Below are 22,775 nucleotides of genomic sequence, written 5' to 3'. Positions count from 1 at the left end.
ACCCCTTATGTGAAGCTCGCCAGCAGCGAGCGCACGATCAAATGCCAGCCATCCACCAGCACAAACAGCAACAGCTTAAAGGGCAGCGAAATCATGATGGGCGGCAGCATCATCATGCCCATGCCCATGAGTGTGGAAGCCACCACCATGTCGATGACCAAGAAGGGCACGAAGATGACAAAGCCCAGCTGGAAGGCGGTCTTCAATTCAGAGATGACAAAAGCGGGGATCAGGGTCAGGGTATCAAGATCCGCCGGTGTCTGGGGCCGCTCCTGTCCCCTCAAGGCCACGAACATCTCCAAGTCCTTCTCCCTGGTGTTGCGCAGCATAAACTCCCGGATGGGCTCCAGCCCCACCTCCCACATCTCTTCCAGCGACAGCTCGCCGTTGAAGTACGGGAGCAGGGCGTCGGTGTAGACCGCCCCGAAGGTGGGCGCCATGATGAAGGCAGTCAAAAAAAGGGCCAGACCGATCAAAACTTGGTTGGGAGGAACCTGGTTTGTTCCCAGGGCATTGCGGATCAAAGAAAGGACGATCACCGTCCGGGTAAAGGAGGTAAGGAGGACGAGGATGGCCGGGGCCAGAGTGAGGATGGTCAGCAGCAGGAGAATCTGCAAAGTGATGGCCACATCGCCAGGGCCTTCGGCAATGCCGATGCCAATATCCACGCTGGGAAAGGGGATCGTTGTCTGCAGAAAGCCCATCTACTCCAAAGCCTCCTCCTCAGCTAAGTGCGGCAGCGGTTTTTGATCCAAAACGGTGATGCTTTGGGCAGTAACACCCAAAAGCAGCTCCCTATCCTCCCAGATTACGACATATAAAGCGCGGTTGGTGCCCAAGGATAGTACCTCTTTAATGCGCAGATTCTGCCCCTGCCCCTGCCTGCGGCCGTACCAGCGCGTGGCGAAAATGGTGAGGGGCACAACTATGGCTAAAGCCAAGACGACCCGGACTAGACCCCAGATGAGCTCCGCGTCCATCGTACATTCACTCCTGAACCCGCTTGGACTTGGGCACGATCTCCAGGATGCGCACACCGAAGTTGTCTTCTAGGACCACAACCTCACCCCGGGCCACCTTGTTGTTGTTCACGAAAACGTCCACAGGTTCCCCCGCCAGCTTCTCCAGTCTAATTACGGACTGGGGCTTCAGCTCCAGGATTTCCTTGAGGGTCAGGGTGGTGCGGCCCAGTTCCACGGTGATGGTCAGGTCAATATCCTCCAAAAGGCGCAGCTCCTGTTCCTGTTCCACATGGTCCAGCTCCCCAATGGGCGTAAAGACAGCCTTGCTCACCTCAACTTCAGTTCCCTTAACCATCTGGCTCTTAATGGCTCTTGTCCCTCCCTGTCCCTTAATCTGTGCCCCGCCGGGTCGTGCCGCCAGGGCCTGAAGCTCCGCAAAACATTGGAACACTGCGTAAAACCCCAGCTGCTTCCCCTCAAGCCGGAAGAAATAGCGGGCGAGATGGGCCCGGGAGCTTCCCGGTGGGTTCAGGGCACCCAGGTCTACCCTCTGGCCTCGATAGACGGTGTAGGCGGTGCCCAGTTCCTCTGCCAGCTGCCCTGTCCACATCTGGCTCAGTTTTTCCACTACCCCCAAGGGAGCTTCACCGAACTTTTCCCCCAGTTCCTGGGCATCCCCTGCGGGCATGGCCAGAAGCAGCTCACAGCCCCCCAGCTCCGCGGCGACGGCGAAGGCCTCGGGGGAAACCGCACGGGCTAAATCGTCTTCCAGGCGCTCCAGGTGGGGACCTTCTACCTGGGTCCGCTCTAAAGCTTCGTTCAGTGCCCCCAAGGCACGCCAAAAGGCCTTAGTCAAGGCGTGAAGCAGGGCATCTTCCTCAAGTAAACCTTGGGAGAGAATAGAGCGCGGCATATGTACCCCCTTCTTCGGCTACTGGATAATCAGATCGATGAAGAACACATCGGTGACCTCGCCTGTGGAAACCAGGGCGTTCATGGCCTTGAGAATATCAAGGCGCAGGGACTCCATGCCAGCCTGGGTGCTCAGGTCCTCCGCGGTTCTAGCCCGGATAATAGTGATCACCTCATCACGTACCTGGGGCATCCTCTTTTCCAGCTCACCTACCACCTTCTTGTTGCTGGTCTCCAGAACAATTTCGGTGCGGATATAGCGGCGCTGGTTTGGTGAAGATAGGAGGTTCAGGGTGAACTCACCCAGGGGATGGGTTGGGCCCAGTTCTTTGCGGGTGGTGGTCGTTTCCTGCCCTTGAGGAGTCTGCGCAGCGCTGCCGCGGAAAATCAAGTAGGTGGTGAAGGCGCTGCCCACGGTGGCGATGATCACGAAGGCGACGGCAACGATCAGTAATTTCAGGTCTACTTCCACTTTCCTGGCCATTACGAAGCCTCCTCTTAATTGGGTTCATAGTCCCAGAGGTCGATATTGAGGATCACAATATCAACCCGGCGGTTCATGGCGCGATCTTCCGCGGTGTCGTTGGACCGGATCGGCCTGTATTCCGAATAACCTGCCGCGGAGAGCTTCTGGGGATCAAAGCCCTCTTCCTCAACGAGAAAACGCACCACGTTAGTGGCCCGATGCACGCTCAGCTCCCAGTTGGAGGGAAACCGGGCGGTGCTGATGGGCCAGTTATCGGTATGCCCCTCCACCCGCAGGGGATTGGGCAGCTCTCGCAGCGTTGGGGCGATCGTCCTCAAGGCCTGGATGGCCTCGGGCTTGAGGGTGGCCTCACCCAGGTCAAAAAAGACCTGCTCGGCGAAGCGCACAATTAATCCCCGCTCCTCTAGCTCCAGCTGGACACCTGTCATGCCCTCTTCTTCCACCAGTTCACTGAGCTCCTGGAACAGTTCGTAGAGCTGGCGCCTCCCCAGGTCAGAATAATCCATGGGCAGGGGGCCAGGCTGTTCTAAAGGACCGGTTCCTTCGCCGATGATACCCATGTAGTTCTGGAAGGCGGTGATGAACGTGGCGAACCTGTGCTCGTCTATGACCGAAAAGGAAAACAGCAGCACAAAAAAGGCCAGAAGGAGCGACATCATGTCGGAATAGGTGGTGAGCCAAGAAGCGACCGGTCCAGAGTCATCCCTGTGCCTTTTACGCATTGACCGTCACTCCTTCGGAAGTGGAGCGCGCCCTGACCCGATCCCGAACAGCCGCCTCCCTTTCGTCCGGCGAGAGGAACGACTTCAGCTTCTCTTCTACAATCCGCGGATTCTCCCCTGCCTGGATGGACAAAATTCCCTCGATCATCACCTGCTTGATGAGCACTTCCTCATCGCTCTTCAGCCGCAGCTTCCCGGCGATGGGCAGGAACAAGAGGTTGGAGGCCACCGCACCGTAGAGGGTGGTGATCAAAGCCACGGCCATGCCCATACCCACCTGCTCAGGTTTGTCCAGCTGCCCCAGCATGGCGATGAGTCCAATTAGAGTACCGATCATGCCGTAAGCCGGCGAGAGGGCACCCATCTGCTCGAAGATGCGCTGGCCGATGCGGTGACGCTCCTCCAGGAAAAAGAGTTCGATTTCCAGGATGTTGCGCACCAGTTCGGCATCGGTGCCGTCCACGATCAGCTGAATCCCCTTCTGCAAAAAGGGCTCATTGGTGGCCTGGGCCCGCTCCTCCAGGGCCAGCAGCCCCTCACGGCGGGAGATTTCAGCAAACTCCACCAGGGTCTCGATGACGCCTGCACTGTCGTTGGTCTGCCGGGAGAAGGCCACCCTGAGCAGGGGAAATACGCTGAGGACTTCCTTCATGGAGAAGTTGACCATGATGGAGGCGAAGGTGCCACCAAAGACAATCAGCAGGCTCGGCAGGCTCAGAAAGAGCGTGACATCCCCTTCCATCACAATGGCCAGGATCATCAGCCCAAGACCGATGAAAATACCCAATATGGTTGCCAGATCCATCTATCCGCACTCCTTCATGGACTAGTGGGGCTGCAGATGCAGCCCCCTAGTCAGCCCAATCTATCGTTTCAAGTTCACCAGCTCTTGGAGCATTTCATCAGATGTGGTGATGATGCGGGAGTTGGCCTGGAAGCCCCTCTGTGTGATGATCATGTCAGTGAACTCTTCACTGAGATCCACATTGGACATCTCCAAGGCACTGGGGATGATCTGCCCGAAACCAGGCGCCCCAGCCGGTTCCACCTGCGCACTCCCGGAGTTGGTGGACTCCATAAACATGGTGGAGCCTGACCGCATGAGCCCGCCGGGGTTGGCAAACTTGGCCAGAGCCACCTGACCCAGGGCCTGGGTTAAGCCGTTGGAGAAGCTGCCCACGATGACCCCGTTCTGGTCGATGGTGAAGCTTTCCAAAGCACCACTGGTGTGGCCGTTCTGGCTGAGGAACTTCCCGGTGAAGGTATCCGCATACTGCGTGAACTGCGTAAAGTCCAGCTTAATACGGATGGATTCTGCCCCCGCCGGGTCAAAGCTGATCACTGCCTTCTCTGGTTTCGGTCCCAGGAAACTGCCGTTGGTACCGAACTCGATCCTTGTGTCGCTGTCGGCCTGGCCCACCGCGAGTTCGGCTGTGAGCACCAGAGAGCTCCCATCGGATGCGGCCGTGAGAAACGTGCCTTCATCGAGCTCGGTCCCAAAGGTAAAGGTAGAGTCCGTTGTGCCCGCGACCGTCCAGGTGCCACTATCAAAGGTGGCCACTAATACCGCGTCAGGGCTAGCGCCTGGGTTCCCATCGTATTCATAGTCGGAAGCTACTCTCCACAGCTGGTCGTTGTCGTCCACCACATACCTGGCGTTGGGGGTGATTTCACCTGCCTGGTCGACGGGGATAGCGCTACTGGGCACGAGCCAGTAGGCCTTCCAATCCCATGTGTTATCCTCCTTTGTTTTGGTTAAATCCACTACAATTGTGTGTTCTGTGCCCAGGGAGTCGTAGACCTGTACAGTCCTGCGGACCCCGGTCCCTTCCGTGTAGCGGCTGTCCAGGTTTCCGCCGAACACCACCTGATCTGTGGCCCTCGCTTCGATGGTTTGCGAACCGGAGATGTACAGGGGTTTGAGGGACGTGTAGTCGATAATCCCGTTCTCCGCCCTGTAGCCCATCACCCGCATGCCGTTCACCAAGGAGACCAGGTTGCCTTCCGTGCCTCCGCTGTCCAGGCCGAAAATCCCCGCCCGGGTGTAGAGGCGGTTTAAGCCATCTTCTCCTTCTGCTAGGATAAAGAAGCCGTCTCCTTCAATGGCCAGGTCTGTGATGTAACCGGTGCTTTGGGTGTTGCCTTGGGTGTGCTTGACATCGATGGAACCCAGCTGCACGCCCAGGCCCACCTGCTGCGGGTTAGAACCACCGCGGTTCGCGGTGGGCGCCGTGGCGCCGCGGGTGGTCTGGCTGAGCATTTCCTGGAAGGTAACCCGCGAAGCTTTATACCCCGCGGTATTCACATTGGCAATGTTGTTGCCGATGACGTCCATCCGCATCTGGTGCGCTTTCAGACCGGAGACGCCGACAAACATTGAACGCAACATACGCTCTGCATCCTCCTTTCAAACCCCACCTCAATCGTTCAGTGGGGGGAGGGCTCCCCGAAGGGTCCAGCCCTGTAGTTTTTGCTTTTAGGTGATAACCGCACTGTCAATCTGGGTAAACACGTTTTCCTTGAGACTCTCCCCATCGATGGCGGTGATCACGGTGCGGTTAACCACGCTCACCACCAGGGCAACATCGCCCATGAGGATCAAGGTCTCTCTGCCTCCCTTTTTTCTGGCCTTCTCCACAGCTTCTTCCAGAGTGTGCAGCTGCTCATCGGTGAAGCGAATGCCCCGCGCCTCCAGCCTCCTGGCGGCATGGGCCGAAAACTTCAGGGCAGGCTGCTGCAGCTTGCTCTCGAGGATCTGAGCAAAGGAGTCCTGCTGTTTGGCCGCGGGTTTGCTGCGCGGCGTGGTTTTCGGCTGCGCCGGCTGGACAGGTAATCCCCTGGGGATCTTAAACTGCTGGGTCACTGGGCACTCCCTCCCTGATGGCCACCACTTCAGTGAAATCGTACAGCTTGCCGCCTACAATAATCTCAGGCCAGCCGCTGCGGAACTGCACCCCCGTCACCTTGCCAAAGAGGCTTTCGCCTTCCTTGGTGAACAGCTCCACTTCCTTGCCGATCATCTGCATGGCTTGTCCCAAGGCTGAGAGCTTCTGCTGGGCCAGCATCATTTCACTGAGGTTGGTGTTGAGATTCTGCATCTGCTCCAAACTGCTGAACTGGGCCATTTGGGCAATGAACTCTTTATCGTCTACTGGACTGATGGGGTCCTGGTATTTCAGCTGCGTGATCAGCAGACGGAGAAAGTCATCTTTGCCCAAGGCGCTTGGGTCCCTTTTGGCCCCTTCCCGCTGGCGGAGCAGTTCGTCCACGGTACCCACCGTGTTCACATACAAATACCTCACCTCCTTAGACACGTACATCGACCCTGTGCCAGCTGCTGCCTGCTAGATAGCGCGCCGCCGTGGCTGTTTCTTTTGCTCCGGCTTTAGCCTGGCCGGAGCGCCCAGGTGCCCGACCTTGGGACTGGTTTTCCCGGCCCAGCTTGTCCTGGCCCAAGCCGATATCAATCATCACGTCGCCCAGCACCGTTCCCTGGTCCTGTAAGGCTGCGTAAAGCTGGGGAAGCTGTGCGGAGATCAGCTCCTGCACCCTGCTGTTCTCCACCAGGAACTGGGCCACCATGACCCCCCGCTCCACGGCGAGTTTGATGCGCATCTCACCTAGGTGCCCTGGCTTGAGCTCGATGCGCACTTCGCTGCGCTCTTCGGTGACCAGCGTTTCCATGAAGCGCACCAGCTTAGGCAAAACCTGCTGCGGCTGCCTAAGGTCCAGCACGGTCCGCAAAGGTGCGGGCATCTCCAGCTCTTCCTGCACTTGCTCCAGCTTGACTGGGGGTGGTTGTACCGCCGGTTCCGGATGCGCCTTGGGGACTTCGGGATCAATCCTTTCCTCTGGCTGGCTCCGCTGGGCTGCGGGCGGCTTCAGCTCCTTTTCCGGTTCAGCCGTTTCAAAAGCCGTTGGAACGGCTTCCCCTTCCACCACCTGCTGCTCTCCCTCCGCCGGCCCTGCCTCGGGTTTCACTGGCGCTTCCGCCCGAGTCTCCGGGGCGGCAGATCCCCGTGTGGGGCTGGGTTTGGCCTGAGGGAAGTCGCCGCTTTCCTTAGGCTGCTCCTCCCCTTGGGCGGCAAATGCAAATTCCCGCTCTTGAGCTTGGGGCTCAGGACCGTTTTCCGCTGCTAGGCTGGGCAGAACGACCTCCTTGGGGCTTCCCTCTCCACCTTGCAGCTCCTGCGGCAGCGGAGCTCCCTCCCGGATAGTAACCGCTCTCCTCACCCGCACGTTTCTGGCACCCTCGGTGGGTACCTCGGCCAGCGGCCCCTGCCCCGCCTTGCCCACTAGAGCGGACCGGGGTTCAGCGCTCCGGGGAGCCTCCCCGCGCGGTCGAGGCAATGGGCTCAGCCTACGCCGGGGCATCTGCTCTAGTGGAGCTGCTTCTTGGTTTCCGGCCCCTTCTGGAGCAGGGCTTTCAGCTTTGTGCTTCTGCCCACTTGGTGGCTGGAGTACTTCCCCCGCCTCTTGCTCCGCTGCTGGAACGGGCCAAGCGGGCGGTTCAGCCTCGCTCGGATCGCCTGTGGGCACTGCCGCGGATTCACTGGCAGAAGTGGTCAAGCCTTGCCTTGGCAGCTCTGCTGCGCTTGGCTGCAGCGGGAATTGTCGCTGCGGCAGTTCCGCTGCCCCAAGGGCGGAAGGCTGCTCGGTGCCTTCGGGGACTTCGGCGCTTGGCTGTCCCCGCAGGTCGAGGAGGATGGAGCCCCAAGGAAGATCGTTCTGTTCCTCCTGCTTTTCGTCCTCACGCTCTTTGGGGACCTCTTCCTGCGGTTCCGCTGCGGCCTGCCCAGGGGTGAGGGCTTTGCTCAAGAGGTCGGCAAAGCTTGCTTCCCCCTCACCTTGGCGGCGGACGGCCTGTCCCTGCTCCGCCTGCGCGCTCGGCAGCAAATCAATAATGGCTACTAACTCGATGCTCTCACCTCCTTTCCCAGCTGTTTTCCAACCTATTCACCGGCCCGGCCCAGTTCTTTACTCAAGGCCGCGGCCAGGTTAGTTGGCAGAAGAGTAAGGATGTCAGCGGCGGTGAAGGTGTCCATCTCCAAAAGAACCTGGAGGACCAGCTCCCTATCCAGCTCCTGCAGGATGCGGGCTGCGTCCTGGGGCTGCATGCCGCTGTAGATTTCCGCGAGATTCTGTACACTGCGCCTGTGCTCCGCTTCCGCCTGGAGCCTGGCCTCCCAGGCCGCCAGTTCGCTCTCCCGCTTGTCCAGCTGCTGCGAGCGCTGCTCCAGCCGGTTCTGGCTGGCCCGCAGCTCCTCATAGCGGTTTTCCAAATCGGCCAGCATGGCCATAAGCTCGGCCTCCTGTGCCGCGATCCAGGTTTCCGCTTCCTGTCCCCGGCTGTAGGTCGCCAGGTGGGGCTGGAGCCAATCGATCCGTCCAGCCCAGCTCCAGAGGAGAGCCGGCCCGTCGATCACTCCGGTGACGGAGAGGACGACGAAGGCAGCGAGCACAGCGATCAAGAGAAAAGTGAAGGCCAAAACCCATCTGCCCACAACAGAGTACCTCCCTAGGACAAGACACGCGAGCGCATGTCATCCAGCACTTTCTGGTCTTTGTTCAGTTCCTCTTTCACAAAGGAGGCGTAGACTTTTGTCCGCAGGATGGAAACCTTTTTCCTTTCCTGCCGGGCCTTGAGCCACTGCTTCTTGGCGTGGCTGGCCGCCTCTTCCTGCTTGGCCACCCGCTCCGTCTGCCTTTGCACCTTGCGGTCCAGGTTTTCCAGGTACTCATACATGGCCTGGCGCAGCAGCACCTCACCCTGCCCGTAGCCGAATTCCCTGATCTCCTGTTCGTGTTCCTTTAGGCGCGCCAATTTGGCACGTTCTTCATGGGCCATACGCTCTTCCCGGGCCCACTTGAACTTGGACTGTTCTTCCTGGATTTCCCTGACTTTCAGCACCTTTTCCAGGCGAAACTTAAAGCGAGCCATGCCTCAACCCCTAACCATTCCCACTGAACACCGCTTCCAGCTGCGCCAAGGTCTCGGAGAAGTCCGAACGTTCATTGACACCCTGCTGCAGGAAGGCAGTGATCCTGGGATGCAGTTTGATTGCTTCATCGATTTCCGGATTGGAACCGTGGGCGTAAGCCCCGATGTTGATCAGATCTTCCGCTTCTGTGTAGGCGGCCAGGGCCGACCGGAGTTTGGCGGCGAGTTCCTGGTGCTCCATGCTGGTCACTTCCACCATCAAACGGCTGATACTGGCCAAAACGTCGATGGCCGGGTAGTGGTTCTTCTCAGCTAGAGCCCGGTTCAAGACGATATGCCCATCCAGGATACCCCGCACCGCATCGGCAATGGGTTCGTTCATGTCATCACCTTCCACCAGCACGGTGTAAAAGGCGGTGATTGTGCCGTTGCGGCCGGGCCCGGTGCGCTCTAAAAGCTTGGGCAGGAGGGCGAACACCGAGGGGGTATAGCCCCTGGTGGCCGGGGGCTCGCCGATGGCCAGGCCCACCTCCCGCTGGGCCAGGGCCAGGCGGGTCACCGAATCCATGACAAAAAGCACATCCAGGCCCAAATCCCGGAAAAACTCGGCAATGGTTGTGGCCACCATGGCACCCTTGATGCGCACCAGCGCAGGCTGATCCGAAGTGGCTACCACCACCACTGAACGGGCCAGCCCCTCCGGGCCCAGGTCCCGTTCAATGAACTCCCGGACTTCTCTACCCCGCTCGCCGATGAGGGCGATCACGTTCACATCCGCTTCCGTGTTGCGGGCCATCGTGCCCAGAAGGGTGCTCTTGCCCACGCCGCTGCCGGCGAACACGCCAATGCGCTGCCCCCGGCCGCAGGTGAGGACGCCATCAATGGCCCGCACCCCCACGGACAGATGGGTTTTGATCCGCTGCCGCTCCAGCGGCGAGGGGATGTTCCCCTGCACCGAGAGATACTTGGTGGCGGCAACCGCACCCCTGCCGTCCATGGGCTGGCCCAGTCCATCTAAAATGCGGCCCAGCAGCCCTTCGCCCACGGGCACCATGAGGGGTGCTCCCGTGGCGGTGACCAGACTCCCCGGCCCTATGCCGGTGAGGTCAGACAGGGGCATGAGCAGCACCTTTTGATCGCGAAAGCCCACCACTTCCGCGGGAACGCCCCCGCCGCTGCGGGGCTTGATCAAACAGATATCTCCAATATTGGTGGTGGGCCCGATGGACTCAATGGTCAGGCCCACGATCTGACTGACGCGGCCGCTGTGGATGGTGTCGTTGACCCCTTCCAGGTGGCGCAGGTAATGGGCCACCCGCGGGGAAAGCTCAGCGATGTTCCTCATCGTACAGCACTTCCAGTAAGTGATGGGCTAGTTTGCCTAAGCGCCTCTCGAGACGGGCGTCGATCAGGCCCGTTTCCGTTTCAATCAAGCAGCCGCCTGGGGTGATGGAAGCATCCTGCTGGAAAACCAGTTCGGCCCGGCTGGAGAGCTCCAGATCCTGCCTGTAGTTCTGCAGGAGGGCATAATCCACAGGGTTGAGGAGCACAACCACCTGCTCCACCGAACCCAAGACTTCCAGCGCTTCTTTCACCATGGGCTTCAGCCAGGAAATATCAGTTTCTACCTCTTTTCTGATCATCTTATCGGCAAGGAAGATACTGAGCTTTAGGAAGTCGTCCTCCAGGGCCTGGAGACTGGCGGCCCTCAGGCGGACCGCTTCTTCCACTGTGGACTGGAGGAGCTTCAAGAGATCGGCCGCCTTCTCCAGGGCCTTTTGGCGGCCCTCCTCCAACCCTTCCTGGTAGCCCTGGGCAAAACCCGCTTCCTTGGCCTGCAGGCGGATGCTGTCCACTTCCTGCTGCACCTGCTCCAGGCGGGCTTGGGCTTCCCGTTCCGCCTCTTCCAAGAGCTCCTGGGCCTTGGCCCGGGCATCCTGGAGCAGATTGGCACCTTCCAGGATGGTCTCGCCCTTGACGAAAGCCGCGGTATCAGCCCTTTCCGTGGGTATAAAGGGGATCACGGCCTGGGCATCTTCGGTAAGCAGGACCTTCAGCTCCGCGGCCTTGATGATTTTAGACAATCACCTCATCCTCCCCTCCCCGGGCAATGATGATCTCGCCCATATCCTCCAGGCGGCGGATGATGGCCACAATTTTCTGCTGCGTTTCCTCAATATCCCGCAGGCGCACAGGGCCCATGTACTCAATGTCTTCCCTGAGCATCTCCGCGGCCCGCTTGGACATGTTCTTGTAGATCCGGGCCGAGACCTCTTCGCTGGCCGTCTTCAGGGCCATGGCCAGATCCTTGGAATCCACCTCACGCAGCACCTTCTGAATGGAGCGATCGTCGAGGAGGATGATATCTTCGAAGACGAACATGCGCTTGCGGATCTCTTCCGCCAGCTCCGGCTCCTCTTCTTCCAAAGAGTCTAAGATGGTTTTCTCGGTGGTGCGATCCACCATGTTGAGAATATCTACGATGGACTCGATCCCGCCGGCCACGGTGTAATCATCCATGACAAAGGCAGATAAGCGCTGCTCCAGGGTACTTTCGATCTCCTGCAGCACCTCGGGATTGGTCCGATCCAACTTGGCCACGCGCCGGGCCACATCCACCTGCAGTTCAGGGCTTAAGGAGGAGAGGATCAAGCCCGCCTGCTCAGGATGGAGGTAGGCCAAAATCAGGGCGATGGTCTGGGGATGCTCGTTTTGGATAAAGTTCAAAAGTTGGCCCGGGTCGGTTTTGCGGGCAAAATCAAAGGGGCGGATGGCCAAAGAGGCGGTGAGCCTCTTGATGATGTCCTCTGCCCGCTCCGGGCCCAGCGCTTTCTCCAGAAGCTCCCGGGCGTACTCGATACCGCCCTGCTCCAGGTACTCCCGGGCCTGAATCAGCTCGTGGAACTCCTCCATCACCTCATCCCTGAGCTCCGGTTGAACCCGCTTCAAGCCCGCGATGGCCAAGGTTAAGTCTTCGATTTCGTTTTCCTTGAGGTGTTTGAAGATAGATGCGGAGAGTTCGGGGCCTAGGCTGACCATCAGCACCGCCGCTTTCTCTTTACCGCTCAGTCTCTGAGCTCTCATGCTTGACCCTCCTAGTCCTCCACCAACCAGCTGCGCATGATCATGGCTACCTCTTCAGGCTTCTCCTGGGCTAGTTTTTGAATGCGCTTGCGGATGTGGAGCCTCTCCTGCTCTTCAGGGGTGAGCTCCCGCTCGGGCAGCTCTTCTTCGCCCACCACCACATCGAGGGCGGCCGCGAGGGGCACTTCTGCCACCGGCTCTTTTCTTCTGGTCAAAACCCAGATGAGCACAAGCAGCAAGACAAGCCCTAGGCCCCCCGCCACCAAGTAAGGGACGGGTATGGCCCTGGGAGACTCGGGCAGATCAAAGCCATCCCCAAAGGGCATCACCTCAAAGGGGACGCTGGCCACATAGATGCTGTCGCCCCGGCTGAGATCCAGCCCGGTGGCGCGGATGACCGATTCTTCCACCGCGGCGAGCTGGTTGGGCTCCAAATCGCCGTTGATCCAGACAGAAACCGCTAAGCTCTTCACTTCCCCGGGCAGGGTGGTCAGCCAGGTTTCCGTGCGGTTCAGTTCGTAGTTGGTCAGCGCTTCACTGCGCTCCCATTCCGTCGTTCCTTCACCCAAATCGGTGAACACATAGCCGGGGATATTAGAATCCACCCCTGGTACCCCGCCGGCACCAGTCGTTTCGCCCCGGTAAGATTCCTCAAAGGTCTGGACGCTGCGCACCAAACCTTCACCCCGCTGCACAGGGGAGTAGGTTTCGCTGTACTGCTCCATCTGGGAAAAATCCAGCACGGCGTTGACCCTGCTGATCACGTTGCCGAAACCAAAAATGCGCTCCAGCATGGCCACGATGCTGTTTTCCAGCTGCTGTTCATAGCGCCACTTCATCTCGAAGCGATCCGCCACGCGACCTAGCTCGCCGAAGTCAGGGGAGTTGAGCACCGTACCTTTAGCGTCCACGATGGTCACGTTATCGGGGGTCAGCCCCTCCACACTGCTGGCCACTAAATTGGCGATGGCCCGCACTTGGTCCCTGGTGAGCTGGCGCCCGGGCTTCAGCTGCAGGAGCACCGAGGCGCTGGCTGGCTGGCTTTCCTGCACAAAGAGGGATCGTCTGGGTAACACAATATGTACACGGGCATCGGCTATCTCACCGATCTGGCGGATCGTGCGGGTCAGTTCCCCCTGGAGCGCCCACTGGTAGCGGAGCTGGCGATCCGCTTCCGTTTCGCCTAAGCGGGTGGTGTTGAAAATCTCAAAACCCACCACTCCCCCCGTGGGTACGCCGGAGGTGGCTAGGGCGATACGGGTTTCGAACACTTGATCCTCGGGAACTAAGACCGCCGTTCCACCCTCAGCCAGCTGATAGGGTACTCCCCGCTCCTGCAGGGCCGCCACCACTGCACCGGCATCATCCGGGCTGAGTCCGGAAAAGAGCACCTGGTATTGGGGGCGCCCCAAGAGGGCAAGCAGAACCAAGGATAGAAAAACACCCAGGACAAATACGCCTACGCCGATTTGCATCGGGCGCGACAACCTGCCCCAGGTCTGCTTGATCGTTTCCACAATGTTGTTCATACGACACCCACCCTAGCTAGACTTGCATGCGCATGATGTCTTGATAGGCTTCAATCAGTTTAGTGCGGATAGCCATGGTTAGCTGAAGGGCGAGATTAGCTTTCTCTACCGTAATCATGGCATCGTGGAACTCAATCTCGCCGGTGAGTAGTTTACTTAAGGCCACATCGCTCTGGTGCTGCAGCTGGTCCACTTCCCGCAGCGCTTCCCGGAGATGCTCCTGGAAGCTTTTCGTGGGCTCGGGACGCGGCTGCAGTCTAGAGAGGTTCACACTTGTGGGCGTGCCTGGAAACTGAACTTTCATCTAAAGCCCCCTCCCTAGCGGCCGATCTCCAGGGCGCGCTGCGCCATGGATTTGGCGGAGTTCAAAGCCGCAATGTTTGCTTCGTAAGCCCGGGTGGCGGTGATCAGATCCACCATTTCCTTCACCACGTGCACATTGGGCATTTCCACATAGCCATCGGCATTGGCATCGGGATGCTGGGGATCGTAAACCAGCCGTGGCGGCGACGGATCGCTGAGTACCCCCACCACCTGGACTCCTCCGCCGCTAAAGCTTCCACTGGGGGATCCGCCGCGGCGCATCACCCTGTCCAAGATGGGGGCGAACACCGGTACCTGCCGGCGGTAGGGCCCACCTTCCGGGGTGCGCGTGGTGTTGGCATTGGCCAAATTGTTGGCGATGGTGTCCATGCGCAAGCGCTCTGCCGTCAGCCCTGAGGCTGCAATACGGAAGATTCTAAAGACGCTCATCTGCTACCTCCTCCCCTCCCCGATCACTGATCTGAGCTGGCCGAGCTTGCGGCTGACTGCATCGATTAGGGATTCGTAGTACAGCTGATTCTCCAAAAGGAGAACCCGCTCCCGGTCCACGTCCACGTTGTTGCCGTCGGTGCGCATGGTGGTTGTGGGGTCCTGCACCACCGAAAAACCCTGAACACCCCGGCCCGCCAGCCCCGGCAGGTGCTTGGCGTGGGTCCGGCGCAGGCCAGAGGTCTGGGCCCGGGCCAGCTCCCGGGCAAACGACGGGTTGTCCACCACGTCGGAACGCTTAAAACCGGGGGTATTGAAGTTGGCCAAGTTGTTGCTCAGCACAGTCTGGCGCAAACTGGCCTTGCTCAACCCCACACTCAGCCTGTCCACAAGTCTGAACACCAGGGCACCTCCTCGCCAAAATCCCTTGCTGATGGATGTCACAATCTTTCCTTGTTTCTTCGTTTTCGCCACACAAATTGGAAGTCCTGCACTCATAATTCCTTGGACAGAAAAGGGGGAGATCCTAACCTCCCCCCCCAAACTTCTTATTTCCTTCGCCATTGTCCGGCAAAATCCTGCCTATCTTGAGAATATCTGACAAAAAGCGACTAGAGAATGTAGCGGGTCAGATCCCGATCCTGCACCAGGCCGCTGAGCTTGTGGCGGACATAGTCGGCATCGATCACCACTTTCTCGCCCCTAGGCGGTGCGAAGCTCACATCTTCAAGCAGGCGTTCCAAGATGGTGTGCAAGCGCCGGGCCCCGATGTTCTCCGTGGTGCGGTTCACCTCTTCGGCAATCTGGGCGATGGCCAGGACACCGTCACTGGTGAACTCCAAAATGACTCCCTCTGTGCCCAGGAGCGCCGCATACTGCTTGGTCAGGGAGTTTTTGGGTTCTGTGAGGATGCGGGCAAAGTCCTCCGCCCGCAGGCTGGAGAGGTTCACCCTGATGGGGAACCGGCCCTGCAGTTCCGGGATCAAGTCCGCCGGCTGGGAGATATGGAAAGCCCCCGCGGCGATAAACAGGATGTAATCGGTGCGCACCGGACCCGCCTTGGTGATCACGGTGCTGCCTTCGATGATGGGCAGGATATCCCGCTGCACGCCCTCCCGGGACACGTCGGGCCCGCTCTTCTCGTTGGCTCCTGCGATCTTATCGATCTCGTCGATGAAGACGATCCCCGATTCTTCCGCCAGGGCCACCGCTTCAGCCATGACCGCATCCATGTCCAAAAGCTTGGTTGCTTCTTCCTGGAGGAGCACTCCCCGGGCTTCCCGCACGGTCATGGTGCGCTTCTGCCGCTTTTTGGGGAGCAGATCGCCCAGCATCTCCTTAACCCCGGCCCCCAGGTCATCCAGGCCGGAACCGGGCATCTCCCAGAAGAAGTTGGGCGATTTTTCCACCACCACCTCCACCAGGCGGTCTTCCAGTTCCCCCATGCGGAGCAGCTGCCGCACCCGCTTGCGCTCCTTTTGGATTTTCTCCTCCTCTTCCGGAGACTGCTTAGGGGCTTGGGTCTGGCCGGCAAGGCCCCAGAAGATGTCCATGGGATTGAGCTTGGCGGCGGGCGCGGGGCTGGGCACAAGCAGCTCCACTAAGCGGTCCTCAACCAGAGCCTCCGCCCGGTCCTGCACCTCGGCCATTCTTTTTTCCTTGACCATGCGGATGGCCACATCCACCAGTTCCCGGATAATGGATTCCACGTCGCGGCCCACATAGCCCACTTCGGTGAACTTGGTGGCCTCCACTTTCACAAAGGGAGCGCCCGCCAGGCGGGCCAGCCGCCGCGCGATTTCTGTTTTCCCCACACCCGTGGGGCCGATCATCAAGATGTTTTTGGGCAGGATGTCCTCCCGCACATCCGGGGCCAGCTGCCGGCGCCGGTAGCGGTTGCGCAGGGCGATGGCCACTGCCCGTTTGGCTTCATCTTGACCGATGATATAACGGTCCAGTTCAGCAACTATTTCCTGCGGCGTCAGATCCACGCTCCCACCCCTTTCTAGGCTTGACCGGTTAACTCCACAAGGGAGATGTTGTCGTTGGTAAAGACGCAGAGATCCGCCGCGATGCGCAGAGCTTCCACGGCGATCTCCTTGGCGCTAAGGTCCGTATGTTTTAGCAGGGCCAGCCCCGCCGCCATGGCATAGGGACCCCCTGAACCGATGGCTATCACCCCGTCATCGGGTTCGATAATGTCGCCGCTGCCGGCAATGAGCAAAGTGAGCTCGCGGTCGGCCACCACCAGCTGGGCCTCTAGGCGGCGGAGGTAGCGGTCGGAACGCCACTCTTTCCCCATTTCCACCGCCGCCCGCAAAAGCTGGTTGGAATGATCTTTGAGCTTCTGCTCCAGTTTCTCAAAAAGGGTGATGGCGTCCGCGGCGGAGCCGGCAAAACCCACTAAGACCTGGCCGCCGGACAGCGTGCGCACCTTGGTGGTGCCGTGTTTGATCACGGTGCGCTCGCCTAAAGTGACCTGGCCGTCACCGGCCAGCACCACCTGGTCATCTCTGCGCACCGCGATGATGGTGGTGGAGCTGATCTTCATCGCTGGTCCCTCCAGTCAACCGGGCTAAGCCCGGGGATGAGCGCGGTTATAGACGGATTTGAGGTGACTGCGGGTCACCTTGGTGTACACCTGGGTGGTGGACAAGCTGGCATGGCCCAAAAGCTCCTGGATGGAGCGGAGATCGGCGCCCCGATCCAGCAGGTGGGTGGCAAAGGTGTGGCGGAAGGTGTGGGGCGTAATTCTCTTGTGCAGCTCCAGGAGGCGGCAGCACTTTTCGATCAGGTACTGGACACCCCTGGGGGTAATCCGCTCCCCTTGGGCATTCAAGAAGAGGGCAGAGGATTCCTTTCCCCCAAGCAGCTGCCCGCGGTAGTTTTGGCAATAGTTATGCAGGCTGGCCATGGCATATTCACCCACGGGAACGATGCGCTCCTTGCGCCCCTTGCCCAACACCCGCACATAGTGGTGGGCCGGGTCCAGATCATCCACATCCAAGCCCACCAACTCCGACAGGCGGATCCCTGTGGCATAGAGCAGTTCGAAAATGGCCCGGTTGCGGGCCCGCAGAGCTTCGGTGCGGCCGGGCATGCTGCCCTCCAGAAACGCTTTGATCTCCGCCATATTCATGGTTTCGGGAACCGTCTTGGGCTGTTTCGGTGTGTTCACCGCCAGGGCAAAGTCCCGGTCAACCAGGCCCTTGGCAAAGAGGAAACGGGAAAAGCCCCGGATGGAGGCCAGGCGCCTGGCCATACTGGAGCGGGCATAGCCTTCTCTAGCCAGGTAAGCCAAGTAGTCCCGCAGCAGGTACTTGTCCACTTCCTGCAGCCTCTGGGGTCTGTCCAAAAGCTCCAGCTGCTCCCAGGCGAAGTCCAGAAAGTGGGTTAAGTCCCTTTCGTAAGCAGCCAAGGTAGCCGGGGATAGATTGCGCTGGACCCTGAGATAGTCCAGGTACTCTTTTAGCTCCTCCATGGAGATCCCTCCTGGACTGTCCGCCAAAACCCGGTTAAAGCCTCCAGGGCCCGCTGGGTGTAGGCGAGCTTGCGCTCCTTCTTGCCCCTTACCGGCGGTTCCAAAGGCGGCAGGATGCCGAAGTTGGCGTTCATGGGCTGGAAGTTTTCCGGACTGGCGGTGGCGATGTAGTGGGCCAGGCTCCCCAACATGGTTTCCCTGGGGAGGGTTAAAGGCTCTTGCCCCAGGAACAGCCGGGCGGCATTGAGACCGGCCAAAAGCCCGGAGGCGGTGCTTTCCACATAGCCTTCCACCCCCGTAATCTGCCCCGCCAGAAAGAGCCGGGGCTCCTGCCTAAACTGGAAGCTGGGCTCCAGGACGGTTGGGGAGTTGATAAAGGTATTGCGGTGCATCACTCCGTAGCGTACAAACTCCGCTTCCTGCAGCGCGGGGATCAGGCGGAAAACCCGTTTCTGCTCCCCCCACTTCAGGCGGGTTTGGCAGCCCACCAGGTTAAACAGGGTTGCTTCCGTGTTTTCCCGGCGCAGCTGCAGCACCGCATACGGTCTCTTTCCCGCCACATCCACCAGGCCCACCGGGCGGAAGGGGCCGTAGCGCAGGGCATCTTCCCCCCGCCGGGCGATCACCTCCACGGGCAGGCAGCCCTCGAAGACGGGAAAGCCCTCTGCATCCAGCTCATGCCCGTGCAGGGGTGCCACTTCCGCGGTTGTGAGGGCCTGCCAAAAGGTCAGATATTCTTCCTTGGTCATGGGGCAGTTGAAATAATCGGCGCTGCCCTTGCCGTAGCGGGCTCCCCAAAAGCCCAGATCGTAGCGGATGCTCTCCCCCAGGACGATGGGGGCCGCGGCATCGTAGAAATAGAGGTTTTCCGCCTTGGTCAGCTTCTGCAGGGCGCAGCTCATGGAAGGGCTGGTAAGGGGACCTGTGGCGATGACCACGATCCCAGGGGGAATAGCTTGGCATTCTTCCCGGATAATTTCGATCAAAGGATGCTCCTCGAGGCGCCTGGTGACCTCCTGGGCAAAGAGCTTTCGGTCTACGGCTAAAGCGCTGCCCGCGGGCACCTTGGTTTGCTCCGCGACCTTGATGATCAGGGAGCCCATCAGCTCCAGCTCCCGCTTGAGCAGTCCCCCCGCGGTGCTGTCCAAAGACGAGCCCAGGGAATTGGAGCAGACCAGCTCCGCCAGGTCCCCTGTCTCATGGGCGGGGGTCATCACCACCGGACGCATCTCATACAGGCGCACCGGAACACCCCGCCGGGCAATCTGCCAGGCGGCTTCGCTACCGGCTAGACCGCCGCCGATGACGGTTACCGCTGCCATCAGCTGCCACCTCCGGGACAGTCCTTGTTGGCGCAGGTGGGCTTGGCGCCCTTTTTCCGCACTACGAGATTCTGCCCGCAGTGGGGACAAACCTGGGCCACCGGCTGCTGCCAGGCTGTGAAGGTGCACTGGGGATAGTTGCTGCACCCGTAGAAAAAGCGGCCATTGCGCGTTCTGCGGCGCACCAGCCGCCCATCTGGGCGGTTTTCCCGCTGGCAGAGGGCGCAGTCCACGCCGATCTCATCCAGGATGGGTTTGGTGTTTTTGCACTCGGGATAGCCGGGGCAGGCCAAAAAGCGGCCGAACCGACCGGTTTTGTACACCATGTTGCGCCCGCACTTGTCGCAGATCTCATCGCTGACTTCATCCTGTAGCGTGATCCGCTCCAGCTCGGCATGGGCCTTTTCCAGGTCCTGGGCAAAGGGTCCGTAAAACTCCCGGATTACGCTCTGCCAGCTCAGCTCCCCTTCTTCGATCTTGTCCAGCTGCAGCTCCATGGCTGCCGTAAAGCCCACATCTAGCAGGTTGGGGAAGCTCTCCGCGAGGAGGTCCACAACCACAATCCCCAGTTCCGTGGGGCGGAAGCGCTTTTCCTCAAGGTAGACGTAGCCCCGGTCCACGATGGTTTCGATAATGGGGGCATAAGTGCTGGGCCGGCCGATGCCCTCCTCTTCCAGGGTCTTAACCAAGGTGGCCTCGCTGTAGCGGGGCGGCGGCTGGGTGAAGCGCTGCTCCAGGTTCAATTTGCGCAGCTCCAAAGCCTCACCCGCGGTGAGCGGCGGCAGCAGCCGATCCCCCAGCTCGCTTTCGACACCGTTATCATCGCTGCCTTCCACATAAAGCTGCAGAAAGCCGGGGAACTTCAGCTGTGAACCTGTGGCCCGGAAGAGGTAGTCCCCAACCTCGATGTTCACCGTGGTGGCATCGAAGCTGGCCGAGGCCATCTGGCTGGCCACAAAGCGCTCCCAGATCAGCTTGTACAAGCGGTACTGATCTCTGGTGAGGTACTGCTTAATCGCGTCCGGCGTGCGGGACACCGCGGTGGGCCGGATAGCTTCATGGGCCTGCTGCGCCCCCTGCTTGGCGGCATACTGCCGGGGGGCCTTGGGCAGATACTCCGGGCCGTGGGTTTGTTTGATATAGGCACGGGCTTCCGCCACCGCCTCCGGTGAAACCCGGGTGGCGTCGGTGCGCATGTAGGTGATCAGGCCGTGGGTGCCCAGCTCCCCCAAGGAGAGGCCTTCGTAGAGCTGTTGGGCCACGCGCATGGTTCTCCTGGCGGTAAAGCCCAGCTTACGGGCGGCTTCCTGCTGCATGGTGCTGGTGGTAAAGGGAGCCGCGGGGTTGCGTCTGCGGGTTGTGGTCTTAACTTCAGCCACCACCCACTTGGCGCCGGAAACGTCCCGCTCAACTTGCTTTGCCGCTTCCCCATTGGGGATTTCGATTTTCTTCCCCGCCTTCTGCAGGAGCTTAGCTTCCAGCTGCTCTCCCTTTTCCGTCTCCAGCAGGGCGGTGATGTTCCAGTATTCTTCAGGCTCAAAGGCCGCGATTTCCCTCTCCCGGTCCACGATGAGCTTAACCGCGACCGACTGGACCCGTCCCGCGCTCAGGCCCGGTTTCACCTTGGACCACAGGAGCGGTGAAAGCTTGTAGCCCACCAGGCGATCCAAAACCCGGCGGGCCTGCTGAGCATCTACCAAGGGTTGGGAGATGGGTCGGGGCTTTTTGACCGACTGCTCCACCTGGCTCTTGGTGATCTCGCGGAAATCAATGCGGCAGTCCCGCTCCTTGATCTTCAGGGCCTCCGCCAGATGCCAGGCGATGGCTTCCCCTTCCCGGTCGGGGTCGGTGGCCAGGAGGATGCGGTCTGCCTTTTTGGCCGCGTCCCGCAGTTCCTGCAGCACCGCGCCTTTACCCCTGATGGTGATGTAGCGGGGTTCGAAGTTGTTCTCCAGATCGATGCCCAGCTTGCTGCGGGGCAGATCCCGCACATGGCCCAGGGATGCTTTAACTGTATAGTTCCTGCCTAGAAAGCCTTTGATCGTTTTGGCTTTGGCCGGCGATTCCACAATGATTAACGTAGCCAATCAGCCACCTCCGTGCTCTTCCCTAGTTCAGTGATAGTTATCGGCATCAAATAACGCCAGCATACTCTGGCGTTCCGGATCCTCCACGACGCTTTCCAGGAGGACCCTGATGTCCTCAAGTTCAGCAAATCCCTGCGTTTGCGCGAAAAGCAGGGCCAGGGCATGCTCCAGCTCCTCCGCAGTGACCATGCCCCCATGGACGGCGGCCAGGAGGAAATCCCTCGTCTCACTGCTGAGGCAAACTTGCTCCCACGGGCTGAACACCCGGCTGCCGCCGGGTCTCAAGCCGCTTAAGGTCAAAACCGAGAACTGCAGTTCCTGGGCGAGCCTGCCTAAAAGCTCAGAGAGTCCCACATCCAGGCCCTCCTCCACTTCGCCAGAGGCGAGCAGCGCCCTAACTGGACGTCGCGTTCTATCTTTACTCAAGTTCATCTCTCATTTCCAGGTTAGAATTACCCTCATTATAGTAGCTTTAGAAATATTATGCAAGCGGGCCCTGTTTTACCTGCAGCCGGGAAAGTTCGATGAGCACTTCCTGAACCGGCCTTTTCAAGAGGGCCGCGATTTCGCTGGCATTTCGTCCGGCGGCATGGAGCTCCTCTAGGCTCTTGCCTGGCCCTTTGCCCGCAGGTTTGTCCCCAAATAGCTCGCTGGGATCCGTCACCAGGTGGGCGCCCTGTTTGATCAAAAGATGATTGCCTGCCCGCAAGGGATCGCTGATTTCACCGGGAATGGACCAGATGTCCAGCCCTAAATCCAGCGCCCAGTCCGCGGTGCGCAGGGCCCCCGATCTGGCTCCAGCCTGCACCACCAAAACTCCCCGGGAGCTTCCCGCGATAATCCGGTTGCGCCGGGGGAAATTCCCTGGAACGGTGGGATGGCGGCTGGAAAACTCGCTGACAACCGCCCCCTGCTCCGCGATGCGCCGGGCCAGGGCGCGGTGTTCACCAGGGTAGATGTTCTTCAGGTTGGAGCCTAGAACCGCCACCGTGCGCCCGCCCAGATCCAGGGCGGTTTGATGGGCGAAGCGATCTATACCCCGGGCTAGGCCCGAGATCACCGTTTCTCCCCGCCTGACCAGCTCCGCGGTAAAGGATTTCGCCTGGGCGATGCCGCTAGCGGAAGGCCTGCGGGTACCCACAACGGCCAAACCGGGTTCCCTGGGCAGGATGCCCCACACATACAAAACGGGGGGAGGCACCGCGAGCCTCCGTAGGTAGCCGGGGTATTCTTCATCGTAGAGGGTGATAATCCTGGCGCCGAGCGCGGCCGCCCACTCCTCTTCCCTTCGGGGGCAGGTGCCCCTGCGGGCGGCGTACAGCTGATCCGCCGTTTTGGGGCCCAATCCCGGGACCGCGGCTAACGCCTCCAGGGGCGCCTGCCAGGCCGCGGCCAGGCTGCCGAAGTGGCCCTCCAGGGCCAAAAGCCTTCTACCGCCAATCCCTGGGACCATGTTGAAGGCGATGAGATACTGCCTTGGGCTCCACCGCATCCT

27 protein-coding genes are annotated in these 22,775 nt (G+C 60.1%); 1 reads left to right on the top strand and 26 read right to left on the bottom strand.

The genetic code is table 11. From position 1 onward, the window contains the following. Positions 1-5: 5 nt before the first annotated feature. From fliP to ACE4YL_RS13830, 10 genes are all read right to left on the bottom strand, one after another. Positions 6-704 (bottom strand): flagellar type III secretion system pore protein FliP, encoded by a 699-nt coding sequence (gene fliP / locus ACE4YL_RS13875; protein ID WP_461358223.1) that lies wholly within the window; start codon positions 702-704, stop codon positions 6-8. Next, complete coding sequence (locus ACE4YL_RS13870) at positions 705-980, bottom strand: FliO/MopB family protein (RefSeq protein WP_461358224.1); 276 nt, start codon at positions 978-980, stop codon at positions 705-707. It abuts the gene before it with no gap. Between the two features lie 7 nt (positions 981-987). Further along, positions 988-1,875: a flagellar motor switch protein FliN gene (gene fliN / locus ACE4YL_RS13865; protein ID WP_461360297.1), complete on the bottom strand. Its 888-nt coding sequence runs from the start codon at positions 1,873-1,875 to the stop codon at positions 988-990. Between the two features lie 18 nt (positions 1,876-1,893). Beyond that, complete coding sequence (locus tag ACE4YL_RS13860; RefSeq protein ID WP_461358226.1) at positions 1,894-2,358, bottom strand: flagellar basal body-associated FliL family protein; 465 nt, start codon at positions 2,356-2,358, stop codon at positions 1,894-1,896. A 14-nt stretch (positions 2,359-2,372) separates the two neighbouring features. Continuing rightward, a complete protein-coding gene (locus tag ACE4YL_RS13855; RefSeq protein WP_461358227.1) occupies positions 2,373-3,083 on the bottom strand; it encodes an OmpA/MotB family protein in 711 nt (236 codons plus the stop codon). Next, positions 3,076-3,888, bottom strand: a complete 813-nt coding sequence (locus ACE4YL_RS13850; protein ID WP_461360296.1) for a motility protein A — start codon at positions 3,886-3,888, stop codon at positions 3,076-3,078. Before ACE4YL_RS13850 ends, ACE4YL_RS13855 begins: the two co-directional genes overlap by 8 nt. A gap of 60 nt (positions 3,889-3,948) precedes the next feature. Then, a complete protein-coding gene (locus ACE4YL_RS13845) occupies positions 3,949-5,472 on the bottom strand; it encodes a flagellar hook protein FlgE (protein ID WP_461369722.1) in 1,524 nt (507 codons plus the stop codon). Between the two features lie 87 nt (positions 5,473-5,559). After that, entirely contained in the window at positions 5,560-5,946 is a 387-nt protein-coding gene (locus tag ACE4YL_RS13840) for a TIGR02530 family flagellar biosynthesis protein (protein ID WP_461359157.1), read from the bottom strand. After that, entirely contained in the window at positions 5,930-6,370 is a 441-nt protein-coding gene (gene flgD, locus ACE4YL_RS13835) for a flagellar hook assembly protein FlgD (protein ID WP_461359159.1), read from the bottom strand. The genes ACE4YL_RS13840 and flgD overlap by 17 nt, the downstream gene beginning before the upstream one ends. Before the next feature lie 19 nt (positions 6,371-6,389). Beyond that, positions 6,390-7,322, bottom strand: coding sequence for a flagellar hook-length control protein FliK (locus ACE4YL_RS13830; RefSeq protein ID WP_461359156.1), 933 nt, complete (start codon positions 7,320-7,322; stop codon positions 6,390-6,392). A 333-nt stretch (positions 7,323-7,655) separates the two neighbouring features. Between ACE4YL_RS13830 and ACE4YL_RS13825 the strand changes: the two genes are divergently transcribed. Continuing rightward, positions 7,656-7,997 (top strand): hypothetical protein, encoded by a 342-nt coding sequence (locus ACE4YL_RS13825; RefSeq protein ID WP_461359155.1) that lies wholly within the window; start codon positions 7,656-7,658, stop codon positions 7,995-7,997. Positions 7,998-8,035: 38 nt separating this feature from the next. On the opposite strand, the gene ACE4YL_RS13820 is transcribed toward ACE4YL_RS13825, so the two are convergent. From ACE4YL_RS13820 to dprA, 16 genes are all read right to left on the bottom strand, one after another. Then, the gene (locus tag ACE4YL_RS13820) at positions 8,036-8,587 is read right to left on the bottom strand and encodes a MotE family protein (protein ID WP_461359154.1); all 552 of its coding nucleotides are present in this window, start codon (positions 8,585-8,587) and stop codon (positions 8,036-8,038) included. Positions 8,588-8,601: 14 nt separating this feature from the next. Continuing rightward, positions 8,602-9,024, bottom strand: coding sequence for a flagellar export protein FliJ (locus ACE4YL_RS13815; RefSeq protein WP_461359153.1), 423 nt, complete (start codon positions 9,022-9,024; stop codon positions 8,602-8,604). A 10-nt stretch (positions 9,025-9,034) separates the two neighbouring features. Then, the gene (fliI, locus tag ACE4YL_RS13810; protein ID WP_461359152.1) at positions 9,035-10,369 is read right to left on the bottom strand and encodes a flagellar protein export ATPase FliI; all 1,335 of its coding nucleotides are present in this window, start codon (positions 10,367-10,369) and stop codon (positions 9,035-9,037) included. After that, on the bottom strand, positions 10,353-11,108 hold the full coding sequence (locus tag ACE4YL_RS13805; protein WP_461359151.1) for a FliH/SctL family protein: 756 nt from the start codon (positions 11,106-11,108) through the stop codon (positions 10,353-10,355). The genes fliI and ACE4YL_RS13805 overlap by 17 nt, the downstream gene beginning before the upstream one ends. Continuing rightward, a complete protein-coding gene (gene fliG, locus ACE4YL_RS13800; RefSeq protein WP_461359150.1) occupies positions 11,101-12,108 on the bottom strand; it encodes a flagellar motor switch protein FliG in 1,008 nt (335 codons plus the stop codon). The genes ACE4YL_RS13805 and fliG overlap by 8 nt, the downstream gene beginning before the upstream one ends. Positions 12,109-12,119: 11 nt before the next feature. Further along, positions 12,120-13,637, bottom strand: coding sequence for a flagellar basal-body MS-ring/collar protein FliF (gene fliF, locus ACE4YL_RS13795; protein ID WP_461360137.1), 1,518 nt, complete (start codon positions 13,635-13,637; stop codon positions 12,120-12,122). Positions 13,638-13,653: 16 nt separating this feature from the next. Beyond that, the gene (gene fliE / locus ACE4YL_RS13790) at positions 13,654-13,941 is read right to left on the bottom strand and encodes a flagellar hook-basal body complex protein FliE (protein WP_461360136.1); all 288 of its coding nucleotides are present in this window, start codon (positions 13,939-13,941) and stop codon (positions 13,654-13,656) included. 14 nt (positions 13,942-13,955) lie between these two features. Then, positions 13,956-14,390, bottom strand: a complete 435-nt coding sequence (gene flgC, locus ACE4YL_RS13785; protein ID WP_461360135.1) for a flagellar basal body rod protein FlgC — start codon at positions 14,388-14,390, stop codon at positions 13,956-13,958. A 3-nt stretch (positions 14,391-14,393) separates the two neighbouring features. Then, on the bottom strand, positions 14,394-14,792 hold the full coding sequence (flgB, locus tag ACE4YL_RS13780) for a flagellar basal body rod protein FlgB (RefSeq protein ID WP_461366934.1): 399 nt from the start codon (positions 14,790-14,792) through the stop codon (positions 14,394-14,396). 209 nt (positions 14,793-15,001) lie between these two features. Next, positions 15,002-16,375 carry an ATP-dependent protease ATPase subunit HslU gene (gene hslU, locus ACE4YL_RS13775; RefSeq protein WP_461359864.1) on the bottom strand — a complete coding sequence of 458 codons (1,374 nt, stop codon included), beginning with the start codon at positions 16,373-16,375 and terminating at the stop codon, positions 15,002-15,004. Between the two features lie 20 nt (positions 16,376-16,395). Next, entirely contained in the window at positions 16,396-16,941 is a 546-nt protein-coding gene (gene hslV, locus ACE4YL_RS13770; RefSeq protein ID WP_461357898.1) for an ATP-dependent protease subunit HslV, read from the bottom strand. A 24-nt stretch (positions 16,942-16,965) separates the two neighbouring features. Then, positions 16,966-17,871 (bottom strand): tyrosine recombinase XerC, encoded by a 906-nt coding sequence (gene xerC / locus ACE4YL_RS13765; protein WP_461357897.1) that lies wholly within the window; start codon positions 17,869-17,871, stop codon positions 16,966-16,968. Beyond that, positions 17,859-19,193, bottom strand: a complete 1,335-nt coding sequence (gene trmFO, locus ACE4YL_RS13760; RefSeq protein ID WP_461357896.1) for an FADH(2)-oxidizing methylenetetrahydrofolate--tRNA-(uracil(54)-C(5))-methyltransferase TrmFO — start codon at positions 19,191-19,193, stop codon at positions 17,859-17,861. The genes xerC and trmFO overlap by 13 nt, the downstream gene beginning before the upstream one ends. After that, the gene (gene topA, locus ACE4YL_RS13755) at positions 19,193-21,280 is read right to left on the bottom strand and encodes a type I DNA topoisomerase (RefSeq protein WP_461357895.1); all 2,088 of its coding nucleotides are present in this window, start codon (positions 21,278-21,280) and stop codon (positions 19,193-19,195) included. Before topA ends, trmFO begins: the two co-directional genes overlap by 1 nt. A 27-nt stretch (positions 21,281-21,307) precedes the next feature. After that, positions 21,308-21,706 (bottom strand): DUF494 family protein, encoded by a 399-nt coding sequence (locus ACE4YL_RS13750; RefSeq protein ID WP_461357894.1) that lies wholly within the window; start codon positions 21,704-21,706, stop codon positions 21,308-21,310. A 55-nt stretch (positions 21,707-21,761) separates the two neighbouring features. After that, entirely contained in the window at positions 21,762-22,772 is a 1,011-nt protein-coding gene (dprA, locus tag ACE4YL_RS13745) for a DNA-processing protein DprA (RefSeq protein ID WP_461357893.1), read from the bottom strand. Positions 22,773-22,775 lie beyond the last annotated feature (3 nt).

The sequence above is a fragment of the Candidatus Darwinibacter acetoxidans genome (genome assembly GCF_041936445.1).
Taxonomy (GTDB): Bacteria; Bacillota; Limnochordia; order Darwinibacteriales; family Darwinibacteriaceae; genus DTU010.
The sequence above is the reverse complement of the archived record's forward strand: the minus strand, read 5'-3'. Positions and strand labels throughout refer to the sequence as shown.

Excerpts from the sequence above, each read along its gene's own strand:
- fliG (WP_461359150.1), bottom strand. The coding sequence starts at position 12,108 with ATGAGAGCTCAGAGACTGAGCGGTAAAGAGAAAGCGGCGGTGCTGATG.
- fliI (WP_461359152.1), bottom strand. The coding sequence starts at position 10,369 with ATGAGGAACATCGCTGAGCTTTCCCCGCGGGTGGCCCATTACCTGCGC.
- ACE4YL_RS13855 (WP_461358227.1), bottom strand. The coding sequence starts at position 3,083 with ATGCGTAAAAGGCACAGGGATGACTCTGGACCGGTCGCTTCTTGGCTC.
- flgC (WP_461360135.1), bottom strand. The coding sequence starts at position 14,390 with ATGAGCGTCTTTAGAATCTTCCGTATTGCAGCCTCAGGGCTGACGGCA.
- dprA (WP_461357893.1), bottom strand. The coding sequence starts at position 22,772 with ATGCGGTGGAGCCCAAGGCAGTATCTCATCGCCTTCAACATGGTCCCA.
- hslV (WP_461357898.1), bottom strand. The coding sequence starts at position 16,941 with ATGAAGATCAGCTCCACCACCATCATCGCGGTGCGCAGAGATGACCAG.
- ACE4YL_RS13815 (WP_461359153.1), bottom strand. The coding sequence starts at position 9,024 with ATGGCTCGCTTTAAGTTTCGCCTGGAAAAGGTGCTGAAAGTCAGGGAA.
- ACE4YL_RS13850 (WP_461360296.1), bottom strand. The coding sequence starts at position 3,888 with ATGGATCTGGCAACCATATTGGGTATTTTCATCGGTCTTGGGCTGATG.
- xerC (WP_461357897.1), bottom strand. The coding sequence starts at position 17,871 with ATGGAGGAGCTAAAAGAGTACCTGGACTATCTCAGGGTCCAGCGCAAT.
- fliP (WP_461358223.1), bottom strand. The coding sequence starts at position 704 with ATGGGCTTTCTGCAGACAACGATCCCCTTTCCCAGCGTGGATATTGGC.
- trmFO (WP_461357896.1), bottom strand. The coding sequence starts at position 19,193 with ATGGCAGCGGTAACCGTCATCGGCGGCGGTCTAGCCGGTAGCGAAGCC.
- fliN (WP_461360297.1), bottom strand. The coding sequence starts at position 1,875 with ATGCCGCGCTCTATTCTCTCCCAAGGTTTACTTGAGGAAGATGCCCTG.
- fliE (WP_461360136.1), bottom strand. The coding sequence starts at position 13,941 with ATGAAAGTTCAGTTTCCAGGCACGCCCACAAGTGTGAACCTCTCTAGA.
- ACE4YL_RS13860 (WP_461358226.1), bottom strand. The coding sequence starts at position 2,358 with ATGGCCAGGAAAGTGGAAGTAGACCTGAAATTACTGATCGTTGCCGTC.
- ACE4YL_RS13845 (WP_461369722.1), bottom strand. The coding sequence starts at position 5,472 with ATGTTGCGTTCAATGTTTGTCGGCGTCTCCGGTCTGAAAGCGCACCAG.
- ACE4YL_RS13870 (WP_461358224.1), bottom strand. The coding sequence starts at position 980 with ATGGACGCGGAGCTCATCTGGGGTCTAGTCCGGGTCGTCTTGGCTTTA.
- fliF (WP_461360137.1), bottom strand. The coding sequence starts at position 13,637 with ATGAACAACATTGTGGAAACGATCAAGCAGACCTGGGGCAGGTTGTCG.